General features: G+C 69.0%; 17 protein-coding genes. 15 read left to right on the top strand and 2 right to left on the bottom strand.

Annotated elements, in window-relative coordinates:
- Positions 1–176: 176 nt before the first annotated feature.
- From ftsH to GAA2_RS19400, 8 genes are all read left to right on the top strand, one after another.
- Positions 177–2,588, top strand: coding sequence for an ATP-dependent zinc metalloprotease FtsH (ftsH, locus tag GAA2_RS19435; RefSeq protein WP_024499382.1), 2,412 nt, complete (start codon positions 177–179; stop codon positions 2,586–2,588).
- 10 nt (positions 2,589–2,598) lie between these two features.
- Complete coding sequence (gene folE / locus GAA2_RS19430) at positions 2,599–3,210, top strand: GTP cyclohydrolase I FolE (protein WP_024499381.1); 612 nt, start codon at positions 2,599–2,601, stop codon at positions 3,208–3,210.
- 38 nt (positions 3,211–3,248) lie between these two features.
- Positions 3,249–4,157 carry a dihydropteroate synthase gene (gene folP / locus GAA2_RS19425; protein ID WP_006437769.1) on the top strand — a complete coding sequence of 303 codons (909 nt, stop codon included), beginning with the start codon at positions 3,249–3,251 and terminating at the stop codon, positions 4,155–4,157.
- Positions 4,150–4,521, top strand: coding sequence for a dihydroneopterin aldolase (gene folB / locus GAA2_RS19420; RefSeq protein ID WP_024499379.1), 372 nt, complete (start codon positions 4,150–4,152; stop codon positions 4,519–4,521). The genes folP and folB overlap by 8 nt, the downstream gene beginning before the upstream one ends.
- Positions 4,518–5,051 (top strand): 2-amino-4-hydroxy-6-hydroxymethyldihydropteridine diphosphokinase, encoded by a 534-nt coding sequence (gene folK / locus GAA2_RS19415; RefSeq protein WP_024499378.1) that lies wholly within the window; start codon positions 4,518–4,520, stop codon positions 5,049–5,051. Before folB ends, folK begins: the two co-directional genes overlap by 4 nt.
- Positions 5,048–5,563: a DUF3180 domain-containing protein gene (locus GAA2_RS19410; RefSeq protein WP_024499377.1), complete on the top strand. Its 516-nt coding sequence runs from the start codon at positions 5,048–5,050 to the stop codon at positions 5,561–5,563. The genes folK and GAA2_RS19410 overlap by 4 nt, the downstream gene beginning before the upstream one ends.
- 142 nt (positions 5,564–5,705) lie before the next feature.
- Complete coding sequence (locus tag GAA2_RS19405) at positions 5,706–6,872, top strand: DUF6779 domain-containing protein (RefSeq protein ID WP_024499376.1); 1,167 nt, start codon at positions 5,706–5,708, stop codon at positions 6,870–6,872.
- A gap of 162 nt (positions 6,873–7,034) precedes the next feature.
- Positions 7,035–7,811, top strand: a complete 777-nt coding sequence (locus GAA2_RS19400; protein ID WP_024499375.1) for a hypothetical protein — start codon at positions 7,035–7,037, stop codon at positions 7,809–7,811.
- Between the two features lie 24 nt (positions 7,812–7,835).
- Here GAA2_RS19400 and GAA2_RS19395 read toward each other — a convergent pair whose 3' ends face one another.
- Complete coding sequence (locus GAA2_RS19395) at positions 7,836–9,278, bottom strand: serine/threonine-protein kinase (RefSeq protein ID WP_024499374.1); 1,443 nt, start codon at positions 9,276–9,278, stop codon at positions 7,836–7,838.
- A gap of 303 nt (positions 9,279–9,581) precedes the next feature.
- Between GAA2_RS19395 and GAA2_RS19390 the strand changes: the two genes are divergently transcribed.
- From GAA2_RS19390 to lysS, 7 genes are all read left to right on the top strand, one after another.
- A complete protein-coding gene (locus GAA2_RS19390) occupies positions 9,582–10,658 on the top strand; it encodes a Rossmann-like and DUF2520 domain-containing protein (RefSeq protein WP_024499373.1) in 1,077 nt (358 codons plus the stop codon).
- 92 nt (positions 10,659–10,750) lie between these two features.
- The gene (gene panC, locus GAA2_RS19385) at positions 10,751–11,656 is read left to right on the top strand and encodes a pantoate--beta-alanine ligase (RefSeq protein WP_394854776.1); all 906 of its coding nucleotides are present in this window, start codon (positions 10,751–10,753) and stop codon (positions 11,654–11,656) included.
- Positions 11,657–11,659: 3 nt separating this feature from the next.
- Positions 11,660–12,100, top strand: coding sequence for an aspartate 1-decarboxylase (gene panD, locus GAA2_RS19380; RefSeq protein ID WP_024499371.1), 441 nt, complete (start codon positions 11,660–11,662; stop codon positions 12,098–12,100).
- A 26-nt stretch (positions 12,101–12,126) separates the two neighbouring features.
- Positions 12,127–12,930 (top strand): type III pantothenate kinase, encoded by an 804-nt coding sequence (locus GAA2_RS19375; RefSeq protein ID WP_024499370.1) that lies wholly within the window; start codon positions 12,127–12,129, stop codon positions 12,928–12,930.
- 199 nt (positions 12,931–13,129) lie between these two features.
- The gene (locus GAA2_RS19370; protein ID WP_024499369.1) at positions 13,130–14,251 is read left to right on the top strand and encodes an FAD-dependent oxidoreductase; all 1,122 of its coding nucleotides are present in this window, start codon (positions 13,130–13,132) and stop codon (positions 14,249–14,251) included.
- 153 nt (positions 14,252–14,404) lie between these two features.
- Positions 14,405–14,860, top strand: coding sequence for a hypothetical protein (locus tag GAA2_RS19365; protein ID WP_024499368.1), 456 nt, complete (start codon positions 14,405–14,407; stop codon positions 14,858–14,860).
- Between the two features lie 80 nt (positions 14,861–14,940).
- Positions 14,941–16,503: a lysine--tRNA ligase gene (gene lysS, locus GAA2_RS19360; protein ID WP_191834520.1), complete on the top strand. Its 1,563-nt coding sequence runs from the start codon at positions 14,941–14,943 to the stop codon at positions 16,501–16,503.
- A gap of 7 nt (positions 16,504–16,510) precedes the next feature.
- Here lysS and GAA2_RS19355 read toward each other — a convergent pair whose 3' ends face one another.
- The gene (locus GAA2_RS19355; protein WP_024499366.1) at positions 16,511–17,998 is read right to left on the bottom strand and encodes an AAA family ATPase; all 1,488 of its coding nucleotides are present in this window, start codon (positions 17,996–17,998) and stop codon (positions 16,511–16,513) included.
- Positions 17,999–18,042 lie beyond the last annotated feature (44 nt).

The raw sequence follows: 18,042 nt of genomic DNA, 5'->3' as shown, positions 1-18,042 counted from the left end.
CCCGTCGGCGCCCACGCGGCGTCCGCGCGTCGTGGCGGTGGATCTGCCGCGGGAACGGTTTCACCAGCGTGATCGTTGACCGGTAGCCTCAATGTGTACGTCGATGGGAAGGACATGGGAACGGAGTGGGCGCCGGGACTCGATCCCGCGCGCCGGTCGGACCCCCACCAACTGGCATGAACCGTAAGACAGTCTTCCGCAACCTCGCCATCCTGGCGCTCGTCCTGCTCGCCCTGTGGGGCTGGAGCGTGATGAGCAACTCCGACCGCGAGTACCGGGGCGTCGACACCTCCGTCGCGCTGGAGCAGCTGAACAAGAAGAACACCAAGTTCATCAGCATCGACGACCGCGAGCAGCAGCTGCGCATCGAGCTCAACTCCCCGATCAAGGTCAACGACGCCGACGCGGACAAGATCAGCACCAAGTACCCCGCGCAGGCCGGTGACCAGATCTTCGACGCGGTCCAGAAGACCGGCACGAAGTACACCACCAATGTGAACGAGCAGTCGGTGCTCTGGCAGATCCTCATCTTCGTGCTGCCGATGATCCTGCTGTTCGGTCTGTTCTTCTTCGTGATGAGCCGCATGCAGGGCGGTGGCCGCGGTGGCGTCATGGGCTTCGGCAAATCGAAGGCCAAGCAGCTGAGCAAGGACATGCCGAAGACGACCTTCGCCGATGTCGCCGGCGCCGACGAGGCCGTCGAGGAGCTCTACGAGATCAAGGACTTCCTGCAGAATCCGGCGCGCTATCAGGCGCTGGGCGCGAAGATCCCGAGGGGCGTGCTGCTGTTCGGCCCGCCCGGAACCGGCAAGACCCTGCTGGCGCGCGCGGTTGCCGGTGAGGCCGGTGTCCCGTTCTTCACGATCTCCGGTTCGGACTTCGTCGAGATGTTCGTCGGTGTCGGTGCCTCACGTGTGCGGGACCTGTTCGAGCAGGCCAAGAACAACAGTCCCTGCATCATCTTCGTCGACGAGATCGACGCCGTCGGACGCCAGCGCGGTGCAGGCCTCGGTGGTGGCCACGACGAACGCGAGCAGACACTCAACCAGCTCCTCGTGGAGATGGACGGCTTCGGTGACCGGTCCGGCGTCATCCTGATCGCGGCGACCAACCGGCCCGACATCCTCGACCCCGCGCTGCTGCGCCCCGGGCGCTTCGACCGTCAGATCCCGGTCGGCAACCCCGACATGGCCGGGCGTCGCGCGATCCTCAGGGTCCACGCCAAGGGCAAGCCGATCGATTCCGACGCCGACCTCGACGGTCTCGCCAAGCGAACGCCGGGCATGTCCGGCGCCGACCTGGCGAACGTCGTCAACGAGGCCGCGCTGCTCACCGCACGTGAGAACAAGCAGACGATCACCGCCGAGGCGCTCGAGGAAGCCGTTGACCGCGTGATCGGCGGGCCGCGTCGTAAGGGCCGGATCATCAGCGAACACGAGCGCAAGGTGGTGGCGTACCACGAGGGCGGCCACACCCTGGCGGCATGGGCGATGCCCGACCTCGACCCGATCTACAAGGTCACGATCCTCGCGCGAGGCCGCACCGGCGGCCACGCCCTGGCTGTCCCCGAGCAGGACAAGGACCTGATGACGCGGTCGGAGATGATCGCCCGCCTGGTGATGGCGATGGGTGGTCGTGCCGCCGAGGAACTCGTCTTCCACGAGCCGACCACCGGCGCGTCGTCGGACATCGACCAGGCCACCAAGATCGCACGGGCGATGGTCACCGAGTACGGCATGAGCGCGAAGCTGGGCGCCGTGCGGTACGGCCAGGACCAGGGCGATCCGTTCTTGGGTCGTTCGATGGGAGCGCAGTCGGCCTACTCGGCCGAGATCGCCAGCGAGATCGACGACGAGGTCCGCCGTCTCATCGAGGCGGCGCACACCGAGGCGTGGGCCATCCTCACCGAGTACCGCGACACCCTCGACGTGCTCGCCACCGAGCTGCTCGAGAAGGAAACGCTGACCCGCAAGGATCTGGAGAAGATCTTCTCCGATGTCGTCAAGCGTCCGCGGATCACCGCCTTCAACGACTTCGGTGAGCGGACCCCGAGCGACAAGCCGCCGGTGAAGACGCCGGGCGAGCTCGCCATCGAGCGCGGCGAGCCGTGGCCTCCGCCGGAGGAGGCGAAGGTCCCCGAGCCCGTGGGTGCAGGTTATCCCGGTGGTGCGCAGGCGCCCGGTCAGGTGCCGAACTACCCGCCGCTCTATCCGGAGCCGGGTGCCCAGGGCGGGCCGGTTCCGCCGGCGCCGGGGAACCCGAACCCCCACTACCCGAATCCCCAGTACCCGAATCCCCAGTATCCGGGTCCGCAGAACCCGGGTCCCCAATATCCGAATCCGCAGTACCCGAACCCGCAGTACCCGACCCCGGGTCAGTCCACGCCCCCTCCGGGTGGCCCGTACACCGGTGGCACGCGGCCGGACTACGGTGCCCCGCGGGACTGGTCGGCGCCGGGGTGGCCACCGGAACAGTCCTCGACCGAGCGTCCCGGCTCCAACGGGACCAACGGCTGGGACCGGCGCGGCGAGAACGGGACCACCCGACCGGACAGTGCCGGTGAGGGTGAAAACGGGCGAAGCTCGTAAGGTTTGACGCATGACGATCAGCAAGGGGCACGACGCCGTGGTGGATGGGCACCGATCGGAGTTCGATCAGGCACGTGCCGAGGCCGCGGTCCGAGAGCTGCTGCTGGCCGTCGGCGAGGATCCCGACCGTGAAGGTCTGATCCGCACGCCGACGCGCGTGGCCAACGCGTACCGCGAGATGTTCGCGGGTCTGTACACCGATCCCGACGACGTTCTCGCCACCACGTTCGACGAGGACCACGACGAACTCGTGCTGGTGAAGGACATCCCGATGTACTCCACCTGTGAGCACCACCTGGTGTCCTTTCACGGCGTCGCGCACGTCGGCTACATCCCGGGTGAGTCCGGCCGGGTCACCGGCCTGTCGAAGCTCGCGCGGCTCGTCGACCTGTACGCCAAGAGGCCGCAGGTCCAGGAGCGGCTGACGAGTCAGATCGCCGACGCCGTCATGCGCAAGCTCGGGCCCCGCGGCGTCATCGTGGTGATCGAGGCAGAGCACCTGTGCATGGCGATGCGCGGCATTCGCAAGCCCGGAGCGACCACCACGACCTCGGCCGTCCGCGGAATCTTCAAGACCAGTGCGGTATCCCGCGGCGAAGCCCTCGACCTGATCACCCGGTGAGTCCGGCTGATCTCCCGATGACCCCGTCGGAAAATCGGATGACTTCGTCAAGCGCGGTCCCGGTCGGCGGTGGGAACCACCGCACGCTGGTGATGGGCGTCCTGAACGTCACGGCCGATTCCTTCTCCGACGGCGGCCGCTATCTCGACACCGATGCGGCGGTCGCGCACGGGCTCCAACTGATCGAGCAGGGTGCCGACCTCATCGACGTCGGCGGCGAATCCACGCGTCCGGGCGCCGTGCGCGTCGAACCCGCTCTCGAGGCGCAACGTGTCGCCCCGGTCATCGCCGCCCTCGCGTCGCACGGCGCCACGGTCTCGGTCGACACCATGCGGGCCGACGTCGCGTCCGCCGCCATCGAGGCCGGCGCCGCGATCATCAACGACGTCTCGGGCGGACGCGCCGACGCCGACATGGCGCGGGTGGTCGCCGACGCCGGGCTGCCATGGGTCCTGATGCACTGGCGGCCCGCGGGCGAGAGTTCGGATCGCCGGTTCACCCATCGCAGCGGTGACGTCGGCGGATACCGCGACGTGGTCGCCGAGGTGAGCGGCGAGCTGCTGGCGCAGGTCGACGCCGCGGTCTCGGCGGGTGTCGACCCGGACCGCCTCATCCTCGATCCCGGACTCGGGTTCGCCAAGACCGCCGAGCACAACTGGGCGCTGCTGCATGCGCTGCCGACTTTCGTCGGACTGGGCTTCCCGGTCCTCGTCGGCGCCTCCCGTAAGCGGTTCCTCGGCACCCTGCTCGGTCGCGACGGCGTCGACCGACCGCCCGCGGGACGCGACGTCGCGACCGCGTCGATCTCGGCGCTGACCGCGGCGGCGGGGGCCTGGGGTGTCCGCGTCCACGATGTGGCGAGCAGCTACGACGCCGTCACCGTCGCCGAGGCCTGGCGTGCGGGTGGCTCACGGACCACGTTCCCGGCAGGAGGATCGCATGGCTGACCGGATCGAACTACGCGGACTGAAGGTCCGGGGCAACCACGGGGTCTTCGATCACGAACGCGCCGATGGCCAGGACTTCTTCATCGATGTCACCCTCTGGCTCGATCTGCGTGCCGCCGCGGACACCGACGATCTCGTCGAGACCGTCGACTACGGTGCACTGGCCCAGCAGGTCGCCGCGATCGTCGGGGGCGAGCCGCGCGATCTCATCGAGACGGTCGGTGCGGAGGTCGCCGAGACGATCATGGCCGACGAGCGCATCTCCGCGTGCGAGGTCACCGTGCACAAGCCGTCGGCGCCGATCCCGCTGACCTTCGACGACGTCGCGGTGGTGACCCGCCGTTCCCGGAAGGGCATGCGATGAGTCGCGCGGTGCTCTCGGCCGGCTCCAATGTCGGTGATTCGCTGGGCCATCTGCGGTCGGTGGTCGAGAGCTTCGCCGACGAACTCGTCGCGGTGTCCGCGGTGTACGCGACGCCGCCCTGGGGTGGGGTCGAACAGGACGACTTCCTCAACATCACGCTCATCGTCGACGGCCCGCTGAGCGCGCGGCAATGGCTCGACCGGGGTGCCGGTCTGGAGCAGGCCGCGGACCGAACCCGTGAGGTCCGCTGGGGACCGCGAACCCTCGATGTCGACGTCATCTCGGTGTCGGACGCCGGACGCGTCGTCGTCGACGACGACCCGGTCCTGACACTTCCGCATCCGCGGGCCGCAGAGCGCGCGTTCGTGCTCATCCCGTGGCTGGAGATCGAACCGGAGGCCACGTTGTGGACACCTGACGGCGAGCGGCCGGTGCGTGACCTGATCGATGCGCTCGATCCCGACGAGCGGGACGCGGTCCGTGCCGTTCGCCGGCTCACCGATGGGCCGGTCGGGGGTGGCACGTCATGACCCGGCCCGACCCGCACCGCCCCGGGAAGGACGACGAGGAGACCGGCCTCGGTCCCACCCGCATCCGCGACCTCGTCGTCATCGCCGTGGTCACCGCCGTCGCCGCGTGGATTCTGGTGCGGTACAACTACAACGACTTCCCGCCGCTGCCCCTGCTGGCCGGGATCGTGCTGTATGTGCTCGCCGCGCTCGAGGTCGTCATCGCGTTCGTCGTGCGGTCCCGGGTGGAGTCCCGCGACGTGGGTCGTGCCCGTGGACAGCTTCATCCGCTGACCGCGGCACGAGTGCTGGCCCTGGCCAAGGCATCTGCCATTCTCGGGGCGATCGCCGTCGGGGTGTGGACCGGTCTGCTGGCCTTCCTCCTCGGCCAACAGGATGTGGCGGCCGCCGACCACGATCGTCCCGGCGCGATCGTGGGCTTGATCGGCGGCGTGCTGTTGGTGTGCGCGGCGATGTGGCTCGAGTACTGCTGCCGGGCTCCCGACGATCCGCCCGCCGTCGGCGATTCGTGACATCGGCTCCGTGCGAATGGCGTGGGTCGGGAGCGGATGTCGCCGAGTGGACCGATCATGGGCGACATAACACGTCGCCGATATGAGAAACTCCGTACCCGCTTGGCCTCTGAATGTACTCACAGCGGGTAAGTTCACGATCATGACGACCTCGAACGGCCGTTCTGCCGACTCGCGACGCTCCAGTCGGTCGGCGGCGCAGTGGCTGCTCGGTCTGCTGATCGTGCTGGCTCTGGCGGCCAGCGTGCTGATGGTCTTCACCGACCGCCTGTCGATTCTCGGTTCGCTGGCGGTCATCGCGGCGCTGTGGGCGGCGGTCATCGGCGCCATCCTGGTGACCAAGTTCCGGCGTCAGGCCGAGAGCGCGGAGGCGAAGAGCCGAGACCTACGGCTGGTCTACGAACTGCAGCTCGAGCGTGAGATCGCGGCGCGACGTCAGTACGAGCTCGACGTCGAGACGACCATCCGCAAGGAGGTCACCGCCGAGTCCAACGAGGAACTCTCCGAGCTGAAGGCTCAGGTGCTTGCCCTGCGTTCGAGTCTCGAAATGCTTCTCGGAGAACCGCTTCCGGATCAGCGTGCCGCGCTGTCGAGTGAGAAGATGCGTGAGCTCGCCTCCGGATTGTCCGGGACCCACGCGGGTTCCTTCGGCGGCGTCCCGCCCTACAGCTCGGCCTACGACGACGACGGTCTGCTCGCCGCCCGCGACTTCGCGGCCACCGCGCCGACTGCCGACGACGGCCGGCACACCGAGTCGGTCGATCCGAACGAGATGACGGAGGTCATACCGGTCGTCACCGACGAGCCGATCTCCGGTCGCATCGCCACCGAGGTCCCCGTCGAGGAGGTCGACCAGCATCCCGCCGGTTCGGCGCCGTACACCGCGTACACCGACGAGGCCCCGGCAGCCGAGACCGCCGTCGCCGAGGAGGTGTCCGATGCGGAGGTCGTCGACGACGCGCACGGTGCCGCCGAGTCGGGCGCCTACACCGACGAGACGCCGACCGACGAGTGGGCGACCGGTGCGAGCAGCGGGCCCGAGGCCGGGTCCCGCGAGCCGACTCCGGCTCCGGCGGAGGAAGTGTCGGCGGCTTCCGATGTCGAACCTCCCGCGTTCCTCGCTGCCGGCGGTCGGCACGAGGGGAGTGCCGGACGCCCGGCCGCGGCGTACGGCGGTGGTCGACGCCGACGCGGTGCCGACGACGACTCCGAGTCGGCTCATTCGGCCGGCCTCCCGGTCTCGGAGCTGCTCAGTCAGCTGCGGCAGCAGACCGGTTCGAGCGGGGGCCGCCGGCGCCGCGACAGCTGACGCCAGACGACGCCGATACGACGGATTTCTGCTCGTCAGAACCCGATCGTGGGCAGACGATTTCCGGGATTCGTATCAGTTTCGTCATCCGGTCGGATCACTTCTGTGACATGGGTGCGAATTCGGTTCCTCGAAGTTGGACGGTCGACCTAGAATGCGGAAATGAGGGGTGCTCTGGCAGGCGGTACGTCCGGTCTGGTCGACCGGGCCGCCGCTCTTGCGCCCGTCCGCCACACCGATCGCGGCACGTCGGTCAAACGATCGCTGGTGAGTGCCTCGCTGTTCCTGCCGGTCCTTGCCTGGTGGCCGATGGTGTTGTGGCTGTTCACCTTCGACCCGCTCAACGAGACCCCCTTCCCCGAGTACTACGCGGACTACGTCGCCAACGGGCCCGCGACGAGCCTGATCCTGATCTGGGTGCTCACCGCGTTGATGCCCGTCTACATGGTCCTGGTGCTCGCGTTGTGGTCACGGAGTGTCGTCCGCGCGGCGTTCGCGGTCCCCATCGGTGCGATCGGAGCACTGGGTTTCTGGGGCGGTCAGATCCCGGTCCTGGTCAGGTCGGGAGAGTACGGGATTCTCAATTTCTGTTCCGATCACATGCCGGCGTGGGTCGTGTTGCTGATCGTCGCGTGGTCGGTCGCACGTCGCCGACAGTTCTGGTGGGTGCTCGCGATTCCGGTCATCGCATTGCTCGCCGTCAACGCCTACGCGGGGTGGGCCACGAATCCGGTGGACGCGATAGTGGACGGCACCGGTCACCTGCTGGGTGTGCCCGCAACCAGGGTCCTCGACCCCTTCTCGCCGCGTTTCCGGTCGCCGTTCGACGATTCCGTCGACATCATCGCCGGTGTGGTGACGCTGTGGATCGTCGACGCTGTGTTCGGTGCGCTGTCGCGTCAGGGACGGCCGGAGCCGACGACGTACGACGAGCGGTGACCTCGCGGACGTCGAGCGGGCTCGTCAGAATTGCAGGGCGATCGCCCGACCGATGACGAAGCCGAGGAACCCGAGACTCAGCAGCATCCCCAGAACGGACAATGTCTGTGCCAGTCGCGCCGCCGACGAGGCACGACCACGTCCGGCGAGATACCAGCCCGCGACGCCCACCGGAAGGCCGAAACCGCCGACGAGGCTGAGCGGCACCGCCGCGATTCCGCAGGCCAGCGACGCCGTCGTGAGTCGCGCCGCCTCCGCCCCGGTCGGACGAGGGTCGATCACCACGAGGTCGCCGGAGGCCCGGATCATCGTCGACTCGAGGGCGGGGCCGGGGACCGTCTGTCCCGGAAGCTCCGAATAGGCCGTCGCCGCAGGGAACCCGTGACCGTGTGAGGAGGACGAGGGCACCTGTCCGGTCTCGGCGGGGGCGGGATCCGATGGTCGAGTGATCGGTACCGCGGTGGTGCGCACCATCGCGGCCTCGGTCGGAGGCGAGGTGCCTCGGTTCCGCATCGTCTGGGTCTGCGGCGGGATCGGAGCGCTCCCTCCCCTCCGGGCGCGGGACGGGATTCCTGCACCGACGTGCCCGGCGGGGGCGGGGAAGAAGCCGGTGGTGTCGACCGCATACCGGAACTCGGCGGCGAAGGCGCCCGCCGAGGGTGGCCGGTCCGCGGGGTTCTTGGCGAGCCCGTGGCGCACCGCCTCGGACACTGCCGGCGGGAGGCCGGAACGCAGGGACGAGACGTCCGGTGGCGGGGTCGTGAGGTGATGGTGGATCATCATCATCGGCGTCCGTCCGGTGAACGGCACAGTGCCGGTGAGCAATTCGAAGATGCTGCACGCGAGCGAATAGACATCGCTGCGGGCGTCGAGCGTCTCCGCCGACAGTTGTTCGGGTGATGAATAGGGGAACGAACCGAGCACCAGATTGGCCGAGGTCAGCGAGGTCCCCCCGTCGGTCTGGCGGGCGATCCCGAAGTCGGCCAGTCGAATACGACGCTCCTGAGAGTCTCCGGAGTCGGATTCGGTTGCGCTGATGAGGATGTTGGCGGGTTTCACGTCGCGGTGCAGAAGGCCGTGTCGGTGCGCATGGTCGAGTGCGGCGCCGATCGAATCGCTCACCGCCGCGACGTCGTCGAGGGGGAGACCTCCGGGGGACGCCTTGACGAGAGCCGCCGCATCGGTCCCGGCCACGTACTGCATGGAGATCCACAGCCGGCCGTCGACCTCACCGCGGTCGTAGACGCTCACGATGCACGGGTGGTCGAGCTGCGCGGCCAGGTCGGCTTCGCGGGTGAAGCGTGCACGGAACGTCGGGTCGTTGGACACGTGTTCGGCGAGGACCTTGATGACGTCGAGGCGCGGGAGCCGGGGGTGCTGCGCGAGGTAGACCGCGCCCATGCCGCCGGCACCGATCTTGCGCATGATCGTGTAACCGGCGAACCGAGTACCCGCTTCCAGGCTCATCTGCGGACTCCCTGAGGTCGGGCGTTGGAGCGATGACACGCCTCGGACGGCCTCAGAGTACGCCGGTTCGGGCCAGGTCACAGCCGGGTACGTCGAGCGTCGGACGCCGGCGAGGCCGCCGCGCGATACCGGTGGAGGGACCGTCATGCCGGGTGACACCTGTCACACAGCTGGCTCGGACCGCGGTGAGAGTCCTACCCTGGCTCTGCAACGTCTGGTACCCGTGCCGACGCCGCTGAGGAGAAAGCCTCTCCCCGCGGAATCCGGCGACGACGGGACTGGAACGAACCACGGAGGACAGCGGTGACCTCACCGACCGGTGATCCCGGCGTGCCGTTCGCACGGCAGGCCGGCGGCGACGACGCTTCCGGCACTCATGCCGGGCACTCGCTCGGCAGCTCTGCCGAGGACGCTTTCGGCGATCGCCCGTATCCGGTTCACCCCGATCCTTTTCCCGGCACGTGCAATCTGCCCGCGCCCGCCCGCCTCACCGTCGGCATCGTCTCCGCCGGACGCGTCGGGACCGCACTGGGCGAGGCCCTGGAGAAGGCCGGCCACGTCGTCGGCGCGGTCGTCGCCCGGTCCGCGGAGTCGCGCGCTCGAGCAGCGCAGCGCCTTCCGGACTCCGAGATCCTCGACCTCGGCGCGGTCGTCGCCCGATCGGAACTGCTGCTGGTCAGCGTGCCAGATGCCCAGTTGAGCGCGGTGATCGACGAGATCGCGGCGTCGGGTTCGCTGCGCCCCGGCACGATCGTCGCGCACACCGCCGGTGCCCAGGGGGTGGACATCCTCGCGCCGGTGACCTCGCGTGGGGCGCTCGGGCTGGCCCTGCACCCGGCGATGACCTTCGTCGGCACCGCGGAGGACACCGCGCGCCTGACCAACGCCTGCTTCGCGGTGACCGCCGCCGACCCGGTCGGGGAGGCCATCGCGTCGTCGCTCGTCCTGGAGATGGGCGGGGAACCGGTGCGGATCGCCGAAGCCGACCGCATGCTCTACCACGCAGCGCTCGCGCACGGTGCGAACCACCTGATCGCGCTGATCTCCGACGCCGTGGCCGCGCTGAACGCCGCGATCGACCATTCCGGACGCGACGTCGCGACCGTCGACGGGAGCGGCGCGCGGCTCGCCGAACGCATCCTCGCCCCGCTCGTCACCGCGTCGTTGAGCAACGTGCTCGAACTCGGACCGTCGGCGCTCACCGGTCCGGTGGCACGCGGCGACGCCGCCGCCGTTCGACGACACCTCGCCGCGCTCCGCGCCGTCCCCGGCGGCTCCGGCGAACGCGGGATCGCCGAGGCCTACCGCACGATGGCTCGTCGCGCCGCGGCGCGCACCGACGCGCCGACCGCACTTCTCGACCTCCTGGAGGGGCGATGACCTGCACCGAGGTCACCGACCCGACACCGCCTATCAAAGGAGATGCTGTGAGTGTCCCGCCCGATGCGACGCCGACCTACAAGGCCGGTCAGATGACCGTGCACCGTGAACCGGCGACCCTGACCCGGGTGACCAGAACGCTGCGCGCCGCGGGCAAGCGGGTGGTGCTGGTCCCGACCATGGGAGCGCTGCACGCCGGCCATCTCCAGCTCGTGCGCGCGGCGAAGGCCAAGGGCAACACGATCGTCGTGGTCTCGATCTTCGTCAACCCGCTTCAGTTCGGTGCGAACGAGGACCTCGACGCGTACCCACGCACCCTCGACGCCGACCTCGCGCTGCTCGAGCCGCTCGGCGTCGAACTGGTCTTCGCGCCGAACGCTGCGTCGATGTACCCCAACGGGCAGCGGACCATGGTGAACCCCGGCGAAGCCGGTGCGATCCTCGACGGCATCTCCCGCCCGACGCACTTCGCCGGGATGCTGACAGTTGTCCTCAAGCTGCTCAACATCGTCGGACCCAATGCCGCCTACTTCGGCGAGAAGGATTATCAGCAGCTCGTGCTGATCAAGCAGATGGTCACCGACCTCGATCTCGACGTCGAGATCGTCGGGGTCCCGACGGTCCGTGAATCCGACGGGCTGGCGATGTCCTCGCGCAACCGCTACCTCAGCCCGGAGCAGCGGGAGCTGGCCACGACGTTGTCGGCCGCGCTGGTGGCCGGGGCGCATTCCGCCGAGGGCGGCCGGGACGCGATCGTCGCGGCGGCGCAGGCGGTGCTCGACACCGTGCCCGAGATCGACGTCGAATACCTGGCCCTCCGCGGCCGCGCACTGGAGGACGCTCCGGAGAAGGGCGCCGCCCGGCTGCTCGTCGCCGCGCGCCTCGGACCCGCCCGCCTCATCGACAATGTCGGCGTGAACGTCGGAGGCCTCGCCGCACTCGAAGAAGAACTCTCCGGACCTGCAACCACATCCACGACCGACACAGGGGGACACTGACCCATGCTGCGCACCATGATGACCTCGAAGATCCACCGCGCCACCGTGACCCAGGCGGATCTGCACTACGTGGGGTCGGTGACGATCGACCAGGATCTGCTCGACGCCGCGGGTCTGCTCGAGGGTGAACAGGTCACCATCGTCGACATCGACAACGGTTCCCGGCTGGTGACCTACGCGATCGCCGGGGAGCGCGGCAGTGGTGTCATCGGGATCAACGGCGCCGCAGCGCATCTCGTTCACCCCGGGGATCTCGTCATCATCATCGCCTACGGCATGCTGAACGAGGCCGAACTGGAAGCCTATGCGCCGCAGGTCGTCTTCGTCGACGACCACAACCGCATCCTCGAATCCGGTGACGACCCGGCGCATGCGCCGCAGGGTTCGGGTCTGCTCGACCCGCGGCAGTTCGACGGCCCGGTCTTCGCCGACTCCGCGGTCTGACACCACCGACGACACGAAGTCCTTCGATGCTGCTCACCGTCGACGTCGGCAACACCAACATCCACCTCGGCGTCCATGCCGGGGTGGGGGATCACGCACGGCTGGTGCGTGATTGGCGGATTCACACCGATCCGAACTACACGGCCGACGAACTCGCCTGGGTCTTCCGCGGCATGCTCGGGTCGGACATCGAGCAGGTCACCGGGGTCAGCGCTCTATCGACGGTGCCGTCGCTGCTGCGCGAGCTGCGGGTCATGCTGCCCCGCTACTTCGGCGACGGCCCGCACGTCCTGCTCGAACCCGGCGTGCGGACAGGTGTGCCGCTGCTCGTCGACAACCCGAAGGAGGTCGGTACCGACCGTGTCTCCAACTGCCTTGCCGCGCATCATGAATACGGCGGCCCCTGCATCGTCGTGGCCTTCGGCACCGCGACCGTCGTCGACGCGGTGTCGGCGAAGGGTGAATTCCTCGGCGGCGCCATCGCGCCCGGCGTGAACCTGGCGGTCGAGGCGCTCTCCGAGCACACCGTGACCGTGCGCAAGGTCGAGTTGATGCCGCCGCGCAGCGTGCTGGGCAAGAACACGGTCGAGGCCCTGCAGTCGGGCATCCTCTACGGATTCGCCGGCCAGGTCGACGCGCTCGTCGATCGCGTCTGCGACACCGTGCCGGGCTTCGACGGCGACGACGTCACCGTGGTCGCCACCGGCTACCTGGCCCCGCTGATGTTCGACGAATGCCGGTCGCTCACCGACCACCACCCGCACCTCACCCTCGAGGGGTTGCGGCTGGTGCATGAGCGGTCCAAGGCCAACCCTCGCCGGGGCAAGTAGGACCCGGACATCTGCGCGCCCTCGCCGACGACATCCGGAACGAATCGGGTTCAGCGGAGCGCGCGCAGTAGCTGCGACGGATCGTGATCGGCGCCCAGCCGGCGCGCCGTGACGTCGCGGGGTCGATTCGCCGTCCACCGGGAAATCGCGGCGGAGGGATGGTCGACCCGTCATTCTTCTCCGTGTGGAGAGGTCTGGGATGAAGGTCGTCATCGTCGGCGCAGGCATCGCGGGGCTGTGCACTGCGGCGGGGTTGTCGTCGCTGGGCGCGGAGGTCACGCTGCTCGAGCGGTCGGCGGAGGTTCGTGGGGGAGGTTCGGGACTCAGCCTGTTCGGCAACGGGCTCCGCGCGCTCGAATCGCTCGGCCTCCGGGCGGCGGTTCCCGACGCGGTCGGCGTTTCACTCACCGTGAACGGAACACGTCGCGCCGACGGGCGTTGGCTCACCCGCTTCGACCCGTCGGCGATCGAGCAACTCCGGGTGGTGCGCCGCGGCGATCTCCACGAGGCGCTCCTCGGCCGGCTCGGGTCGGGCGTGGAGATCCGGACCGGAACCGCTGTACGCGAGGTTCGTGACGGGTCGGTCCGGCTCGAGGACGGCACGTCGATCGACAGCTGTGACCTGGTCGTCGGAGCCGACGGTCTGCGGAGTCGGGTGCGGCCCGCGGTCGCCGACGACCCGGGTGTGGCCTACCGCGGATATGTCGCGTGGCGAGCCGTCACCGCACGGCCCGTCCACCTCGACGCCGCGGGCGAGACGATGGGACGCGGTCAGCGGTTCGGCATCGCCCCGCTGCCGGACGGACACGTCTACTGGTTCGCGTCCGTCACCTACGGGCGGAGTGGCGAGCCGGGTGGTATCGACGAAGTGCGGCAACGGTTCTCGGGGTGGCATGCACCGATCGGGGAGATCCTCGACGCGACCGATCCGGCGGACGTCGGAGTGCTGCCCATCGAAGAACTGGCGCGTCCGTTGTCCACCTTCGTCCGGGGCCGGCGCGTGCTCGTGGGCGACGCCGCGCATGCCATGACCCCGAACCTCGGCCAGGGGGCGAACCAGGCCATGGAGGACGCGGCGACCCTGGCCGCGCTGCTCGGGCAGGGCGGAGCAGGCGTCGACGAGGCCCTGCGAACCTACGACCGTCTACGGCGGCGTCGCACCCGCCGCATCGCTCGCCAGGCGTCGGCGATCGGACGGGTCGGTCAGTGGCGGTCGGGACCCGCGGTCCGCCTGCGCGAGCTGGCCCTGCGGGCGGCCCCCGATGCGGCATTCGACCGTCGGCTGCGGCGCATTCAGGATTGGCAACCACCGGTGCGGTAGTCGTCACTCGGGTCTGGTCCCGTGCGCACAGCTGTGGCATACTCGTCGCCGTGATCAAGAGCTGTCAGGAGTGTTGTCAGGGCTAGTACCGCATCTGCGGCTGCCCTCCTTCGCGCTCCCCGCTCGTTTCCGATCACCCGAGGACTCCCTCTCATGACCGCATCGGTTGTCACCCCTGTTCTGTCCCGCACCACCTTCGCCGCGACCGCGCCCATCGTCGCTCCGGCACCGGCCGCACCCCTGTCGCTGCAGGTCGGCGACTACGCGGAGGCCGTCGCCGAGGGTGCGACACCCGTGGACGTCCGCTCGCATCGCCGACGCCAGGTCGACGGTGCACTGTTCGGCGCACTCGCCATCGACGCCGTCGAGGTCCTCGACCGGCTCACCCCCGGCACCCCCGAGTCGCTGACCGCGGCGCGCACCGATTCCCGCTGGATCCTCGTCAGCGAGGACGGCCACGAGGCCGAGTGGCTGGCCTGGCACCTGCAGGCGCGGGGCATCCACGGTGCGGTGTTCGTCGTCGGCGGGCACCGCCGGATGCGCCAGGCCAAGGTCAACGGTCGCATCCGCGCAGACGAACTCGCCGTCATCTCCGCGCACGAGAGCTGAACCGCCGGCGGTCTGTCACCGCTGTCACAGCGGCTGCGGCGAGTTGGGAGTCGGTGACCGGCACCGATAGGGTGCGTGGGGTGAGTGACAGCCCGACCACCGCCGCTTCCGCCGCAGCCGAGAAGACCCCGGACACCGACGACCAGACTCCCGAGCAGTTGCGAATCCGCCGCGAGAAGCGCGAGCGCATCCTGTCCGAGGGCCGCGAGGCATACCCGGTCTCGATTCCGCGCACCCACTCTCTCGGCGAGATCCGCGCCGCCTACCCCGACCTCGAGGCCGGCAGCGAGACCGGCCAGCACGTCGGTGTCTCCGGGCGCGTCATCTTCCTGCGGAACAAGGGCAAGCTGTGCTTCGCGACTCTCCAGGAGGGGGACGGCACCCAACTCCAGGCGATGGTCAGCTTCAACGGCGTCGGCGAGGAATCGCTGGCCCGCTGGAAGTCCGACGTCGACCTCGGCGACATCGTCTTCATCTCCGGTGAGGTCATCAGCTCTCGCACCGGCGAGCTGTCGGTGATGGCCGATGGTTGGCAGATGGCGTCGAAGTCGTTGCGGCCGTTGCCGGTTGCCCACAAGGAGATGAACGAGGAAACCCGTAGGCGGCAGCGCTACGTCGACCTCATCATGCGTCCGGAGGCCCGTGACAACGCCCGGACCCGCATCCAGGTGATCGCCGAACTCCGTGCGGCGCTGGGGCGCCGAGGGTTCCTCGAGGTCGAGACCCCGATGCTGCAGACCCTGCACGGCGGTGCCGCGGCGCGTCCGTTCGTGACGCACTCCAATGCCTTCGACATGGATCTCTTCCTGCGCATCGCGCCGGAGCTGTTCCTCAAGCGCTGCGTCGTCGGCGGCATCGAGCGCGTCTTCGAGATCAACCGCAACTTCCGCAACGAAGGCGCCGACTCCACCCACTCGCCCGAGTTCGCGATGCTCGAGACCTATCAGGCCTACGGCACCTACGACGACTCCGCGGTCATGACCCGTGAGCTGGTGCAGGAGGTTGCGCAGGCCGCCCTGGGTACCCAGACCCCGATCATGCCCGACGGTTCGACGTACGACCTGTCCGGCGAGTGGACCTCCCTCGAGATGTACCCGTCGCTGTCGGAAGCGCTCGGCGAGGAGATCGTGCCCGCCGGTGCGCCCGGGGAGACCACCGTCGACCAACTGCTGGCGATCGCTGATCGTGTCGGCCTGGAGGTCCCCAAGGGCAAGGGCTACGGCCACGGCAAGCTCGTCGAGGAACTGTGGGAGCACATGGTCGGCGAGAAGCAGAGCCGGCCGGTCTTCGTCCGCGACTTCCCGGTCGAGACCTCGCCGCTCGTCCGCGCGCATCGGTCGGTGACCGGCGTGGTGGAGAAGTGGGATCTCTACGTCCGCGGGTTCGAGCTGGCCACCGGCTACTCCGAGCTCGTCGACCCGGTGATCCAGCGCGAGCGCTTCGTCGACCAGGCACGACTCGCCGCCGCCGGTGACGACGAGGCCATGGTCCTGGACGAGGAATTCCTCACGGCGATGGAGTACGGCATGCCCCCGACCACCGGAACCGGCATGGGCGTCGACCGTCTGCTGATGGCGCTGACCGGTCTCGGAATCCGCGAGACCGTCCTGTTCCCCCTGGTCAAGCCGCTCCCTCGCGGCTGACCGGACGCTATCGGGTGCCGGCGGACCCGGGCAGGCCGAGTGCGTGCCGCACTCGATCGAGAACCCCGGCGCCGGCGTCGACGTGCACCCATTCGGCCCCTGGGGGCTCCAGCGACTGGGTCTGTCGTCGTGCCACCGACGCATCGGCATCCGACGCGTCGGCGCCGCGCGCCTCGATGCGCGCGATGCGTTCGGCCTCGTCGAGTTCGAGCCAGATGCCGGTGAACGGGACAGCAAGTGTCTCGGCGACGCCGGCGATCGCGTCGCGCTGTACGGCACGGCCGAACACCGCGTCGGCGATCACACTCATCCCGCCACCCAGCGTTTGATCAGCCAGCCGGCACAGCTCTCCATACACCCGGGAACCCATCTCGACGGTGTAGCCGGCTGCCGGGAGCCGGGTGTGCTCCGGCACCCCGGCCAGGCGCTTGCGCAGCACATCGCTGCGAAGAATGCGAGTGCCCGGTGCCGGGACGAACTCCGCTCCGATGACGCGGGCCACGGTCGACTTCCCGGTGCCTGATCCACCGCCGATCGCGACCAGCCGTGCCGACGCCGGATCGACGACTGCCAGGGCGAGGTCGAGGTAGTCGTGGGCCCTGCTGACGGACCCTTCGGCGGCGGCGACATGAGCGCGCACCGTCGCACGCACCGACAGGAAGATCGGCATCAGCGAATAGCCGTCCTCGTCCGCAGGAGAGAGGTCGAGGTAGTTGTTGACCACCACGTTGGCCTCGTGCCGCAGGTCTCGTGCCCACAGGTCCATGACGAGGAACGCGACGTCGTAGAGCACGTCGGTGGTGGCCATGTCGGCGTCGAACTCGAGACAGTCGAAAGGCAACGGTTCGCCGTCGATCACCGCGATGTTGCCCAGATGCAGGTCACCGTGACCGTGCCGGACCCGACCGGCGCGGGCCCTGGTGTCGAGCAGATCGGAGTGAGCGCTGATCATCGCGGTCAGGCGATCGGTCAGCAACCTCGCTCGCGAGGGATCGAGGATCTCCGGAAACGCCGACATGCTCCCCAGGTTCCCGTCGACGACCTCCTGGATGCGCGCGGCACCGTGCGGGTCGGGGCAGATCTCCGACGCCGCGTGCAGTTCTACGGTGAGCTCCGCCAGTCGTCGCAGTAGGGCGTCGTCGAGATCGCCGCGCTCGGCCCGGGTGGACAGCAGCGCGTCGTCGTCGAAGCGACGCATCTCCAGCACCCAATCGCTGTTGCCTTCTGCGTCGTCCACCTTGTGCAGTCCGAGGTAGACGCCGGGGGCGATGCGCCGGTTGAGGCGCAGCTCGGCGTCGAGTGCGTCGTGCCGGAATTCCGGGGTGGAGAAATCGAGGTAGCGATAACGCACCGGCCGCTTCATCTTCCATGCACGATCACCGTTGAGGAACACCACCGCGCCGTGCGTGACGATTCGGGTGGTCGGCAGATCGGGATCCAGAATGCCTGCCCGGGTGAGGAATTCGGTGGTCGGATCGGTGCCGATCAGGGTCATGGCCGGACCGCCGCCGGACGTGCGGACCCGACCGTGATCGTCAT

The organism is Gordonia ajococcus, from assembly GCF_012974285.1.
Lineage (GTDB): Bacteria > Actinomycetota > Actinomycetes > Mycobacteriales > Mycobacteriaceae > Gordonia > Gordonia amicalis.
Note: the sequence above shows the minus strand (reverse complement) of the source record. Positions and strands in the feature narration are given on the sequence as shown.

Coding starts and splice junctions, on each gene's coding strand:
- ftsH (WP_024499382.1), top strand. CDS start 177: ATGAACCGTAAGACAGTCTTCCGCAACCTCGCCATCCTGGCGCTCGTC.
- folE (WP_024499381.1), top strand. CDS start 2,599: ATGACGATCAGCAAGGGGCACGACGCCGTGGTGGATGGGCACCGATCG.
- folP (WP_006437769.1), top strand. CDS start 3,249: ATGACTTCGTCAAGCGCGGTCCCGGTCGGCGGTGGGAACCACCGCACG.
- folB (WP_024499379.1), top strand. CDS start 4,150: ATGGCTGACCGGATCGAACTACGCGGACTGAAGGTCCGGGGCAACCAC.
- folK (WP_024499378.1), top strand. CDS start 4,518: ATGAGTCGCGCGGTGCTCTCGGCCGGCTCCAATGTCGGTGATTCGCTG.
- GAA2_RS19410 (WP_024499377.1), top strand. CDS start 5,048: ATGACCCGGCCCGACCCGCACCGCCCCGGGAAGGACGACGAGGAGACC.
- GAA2_RS19405 (WP_024499376.1), top strand. CDS start 5,706: ATGACGACCTCGAACGGCCGTTCTGCCGACTCGCGACGCTCCAGTCGG.
- GAA2_RS19400 (WP_024499375.1), top strand. CDS start 7,035: ATGAGGGGTGCTCTGGCAGGCGGTACGTCCGGTCTGGTCGACCGGGCC.
- GAA2_RS19395 (WP_024499374.1), bottom strand. CDS start 9,278: ATGAGCCTGGAAGCGGGTACTCGGTTCGCCGGTTACACGATCATGCGC.
- panC (WP_394854776.1), top strand. CDS start 10,751: ATGACCGTGCACCGTGAACCGGCGACCCTGACCCGGGTGACCAGAACG.
- panD (WP_024499371.1), top strand. CDS start 11,660: ATGCTGCGCACCATGATGACCTCGAAGATCCACCGCGCCACCGTGACC.
- GAA2_RS19375 (WP_024499370.1), top strand. CDS start 12,127: ATGCTGCTCACCGTCGACGTCGGCAACACCAACATCCACCTCGGCGTC.
- GAA2_RS19370 (WP_024499369.1), top strand. CDS start 13,130: ATGAAGGTCGTCATCGTCGGCGCAGGCATCGCGGGGCTGTGCACTGCG.
- GAA2_RS19365 (WP_024499368.1), top strand. CDS start 14,405: ATGACCGCATCGGTTGTCACCCCTGTTCTGTCCCGCACCACCTTCGCC.
- GAA2_RS19355 (WP_024499366.1), bottom strand. CDS start 17,998: ATGACCCTGATCGGCACCGATCCGACCACCGAATTCCTCACCCGGGCA.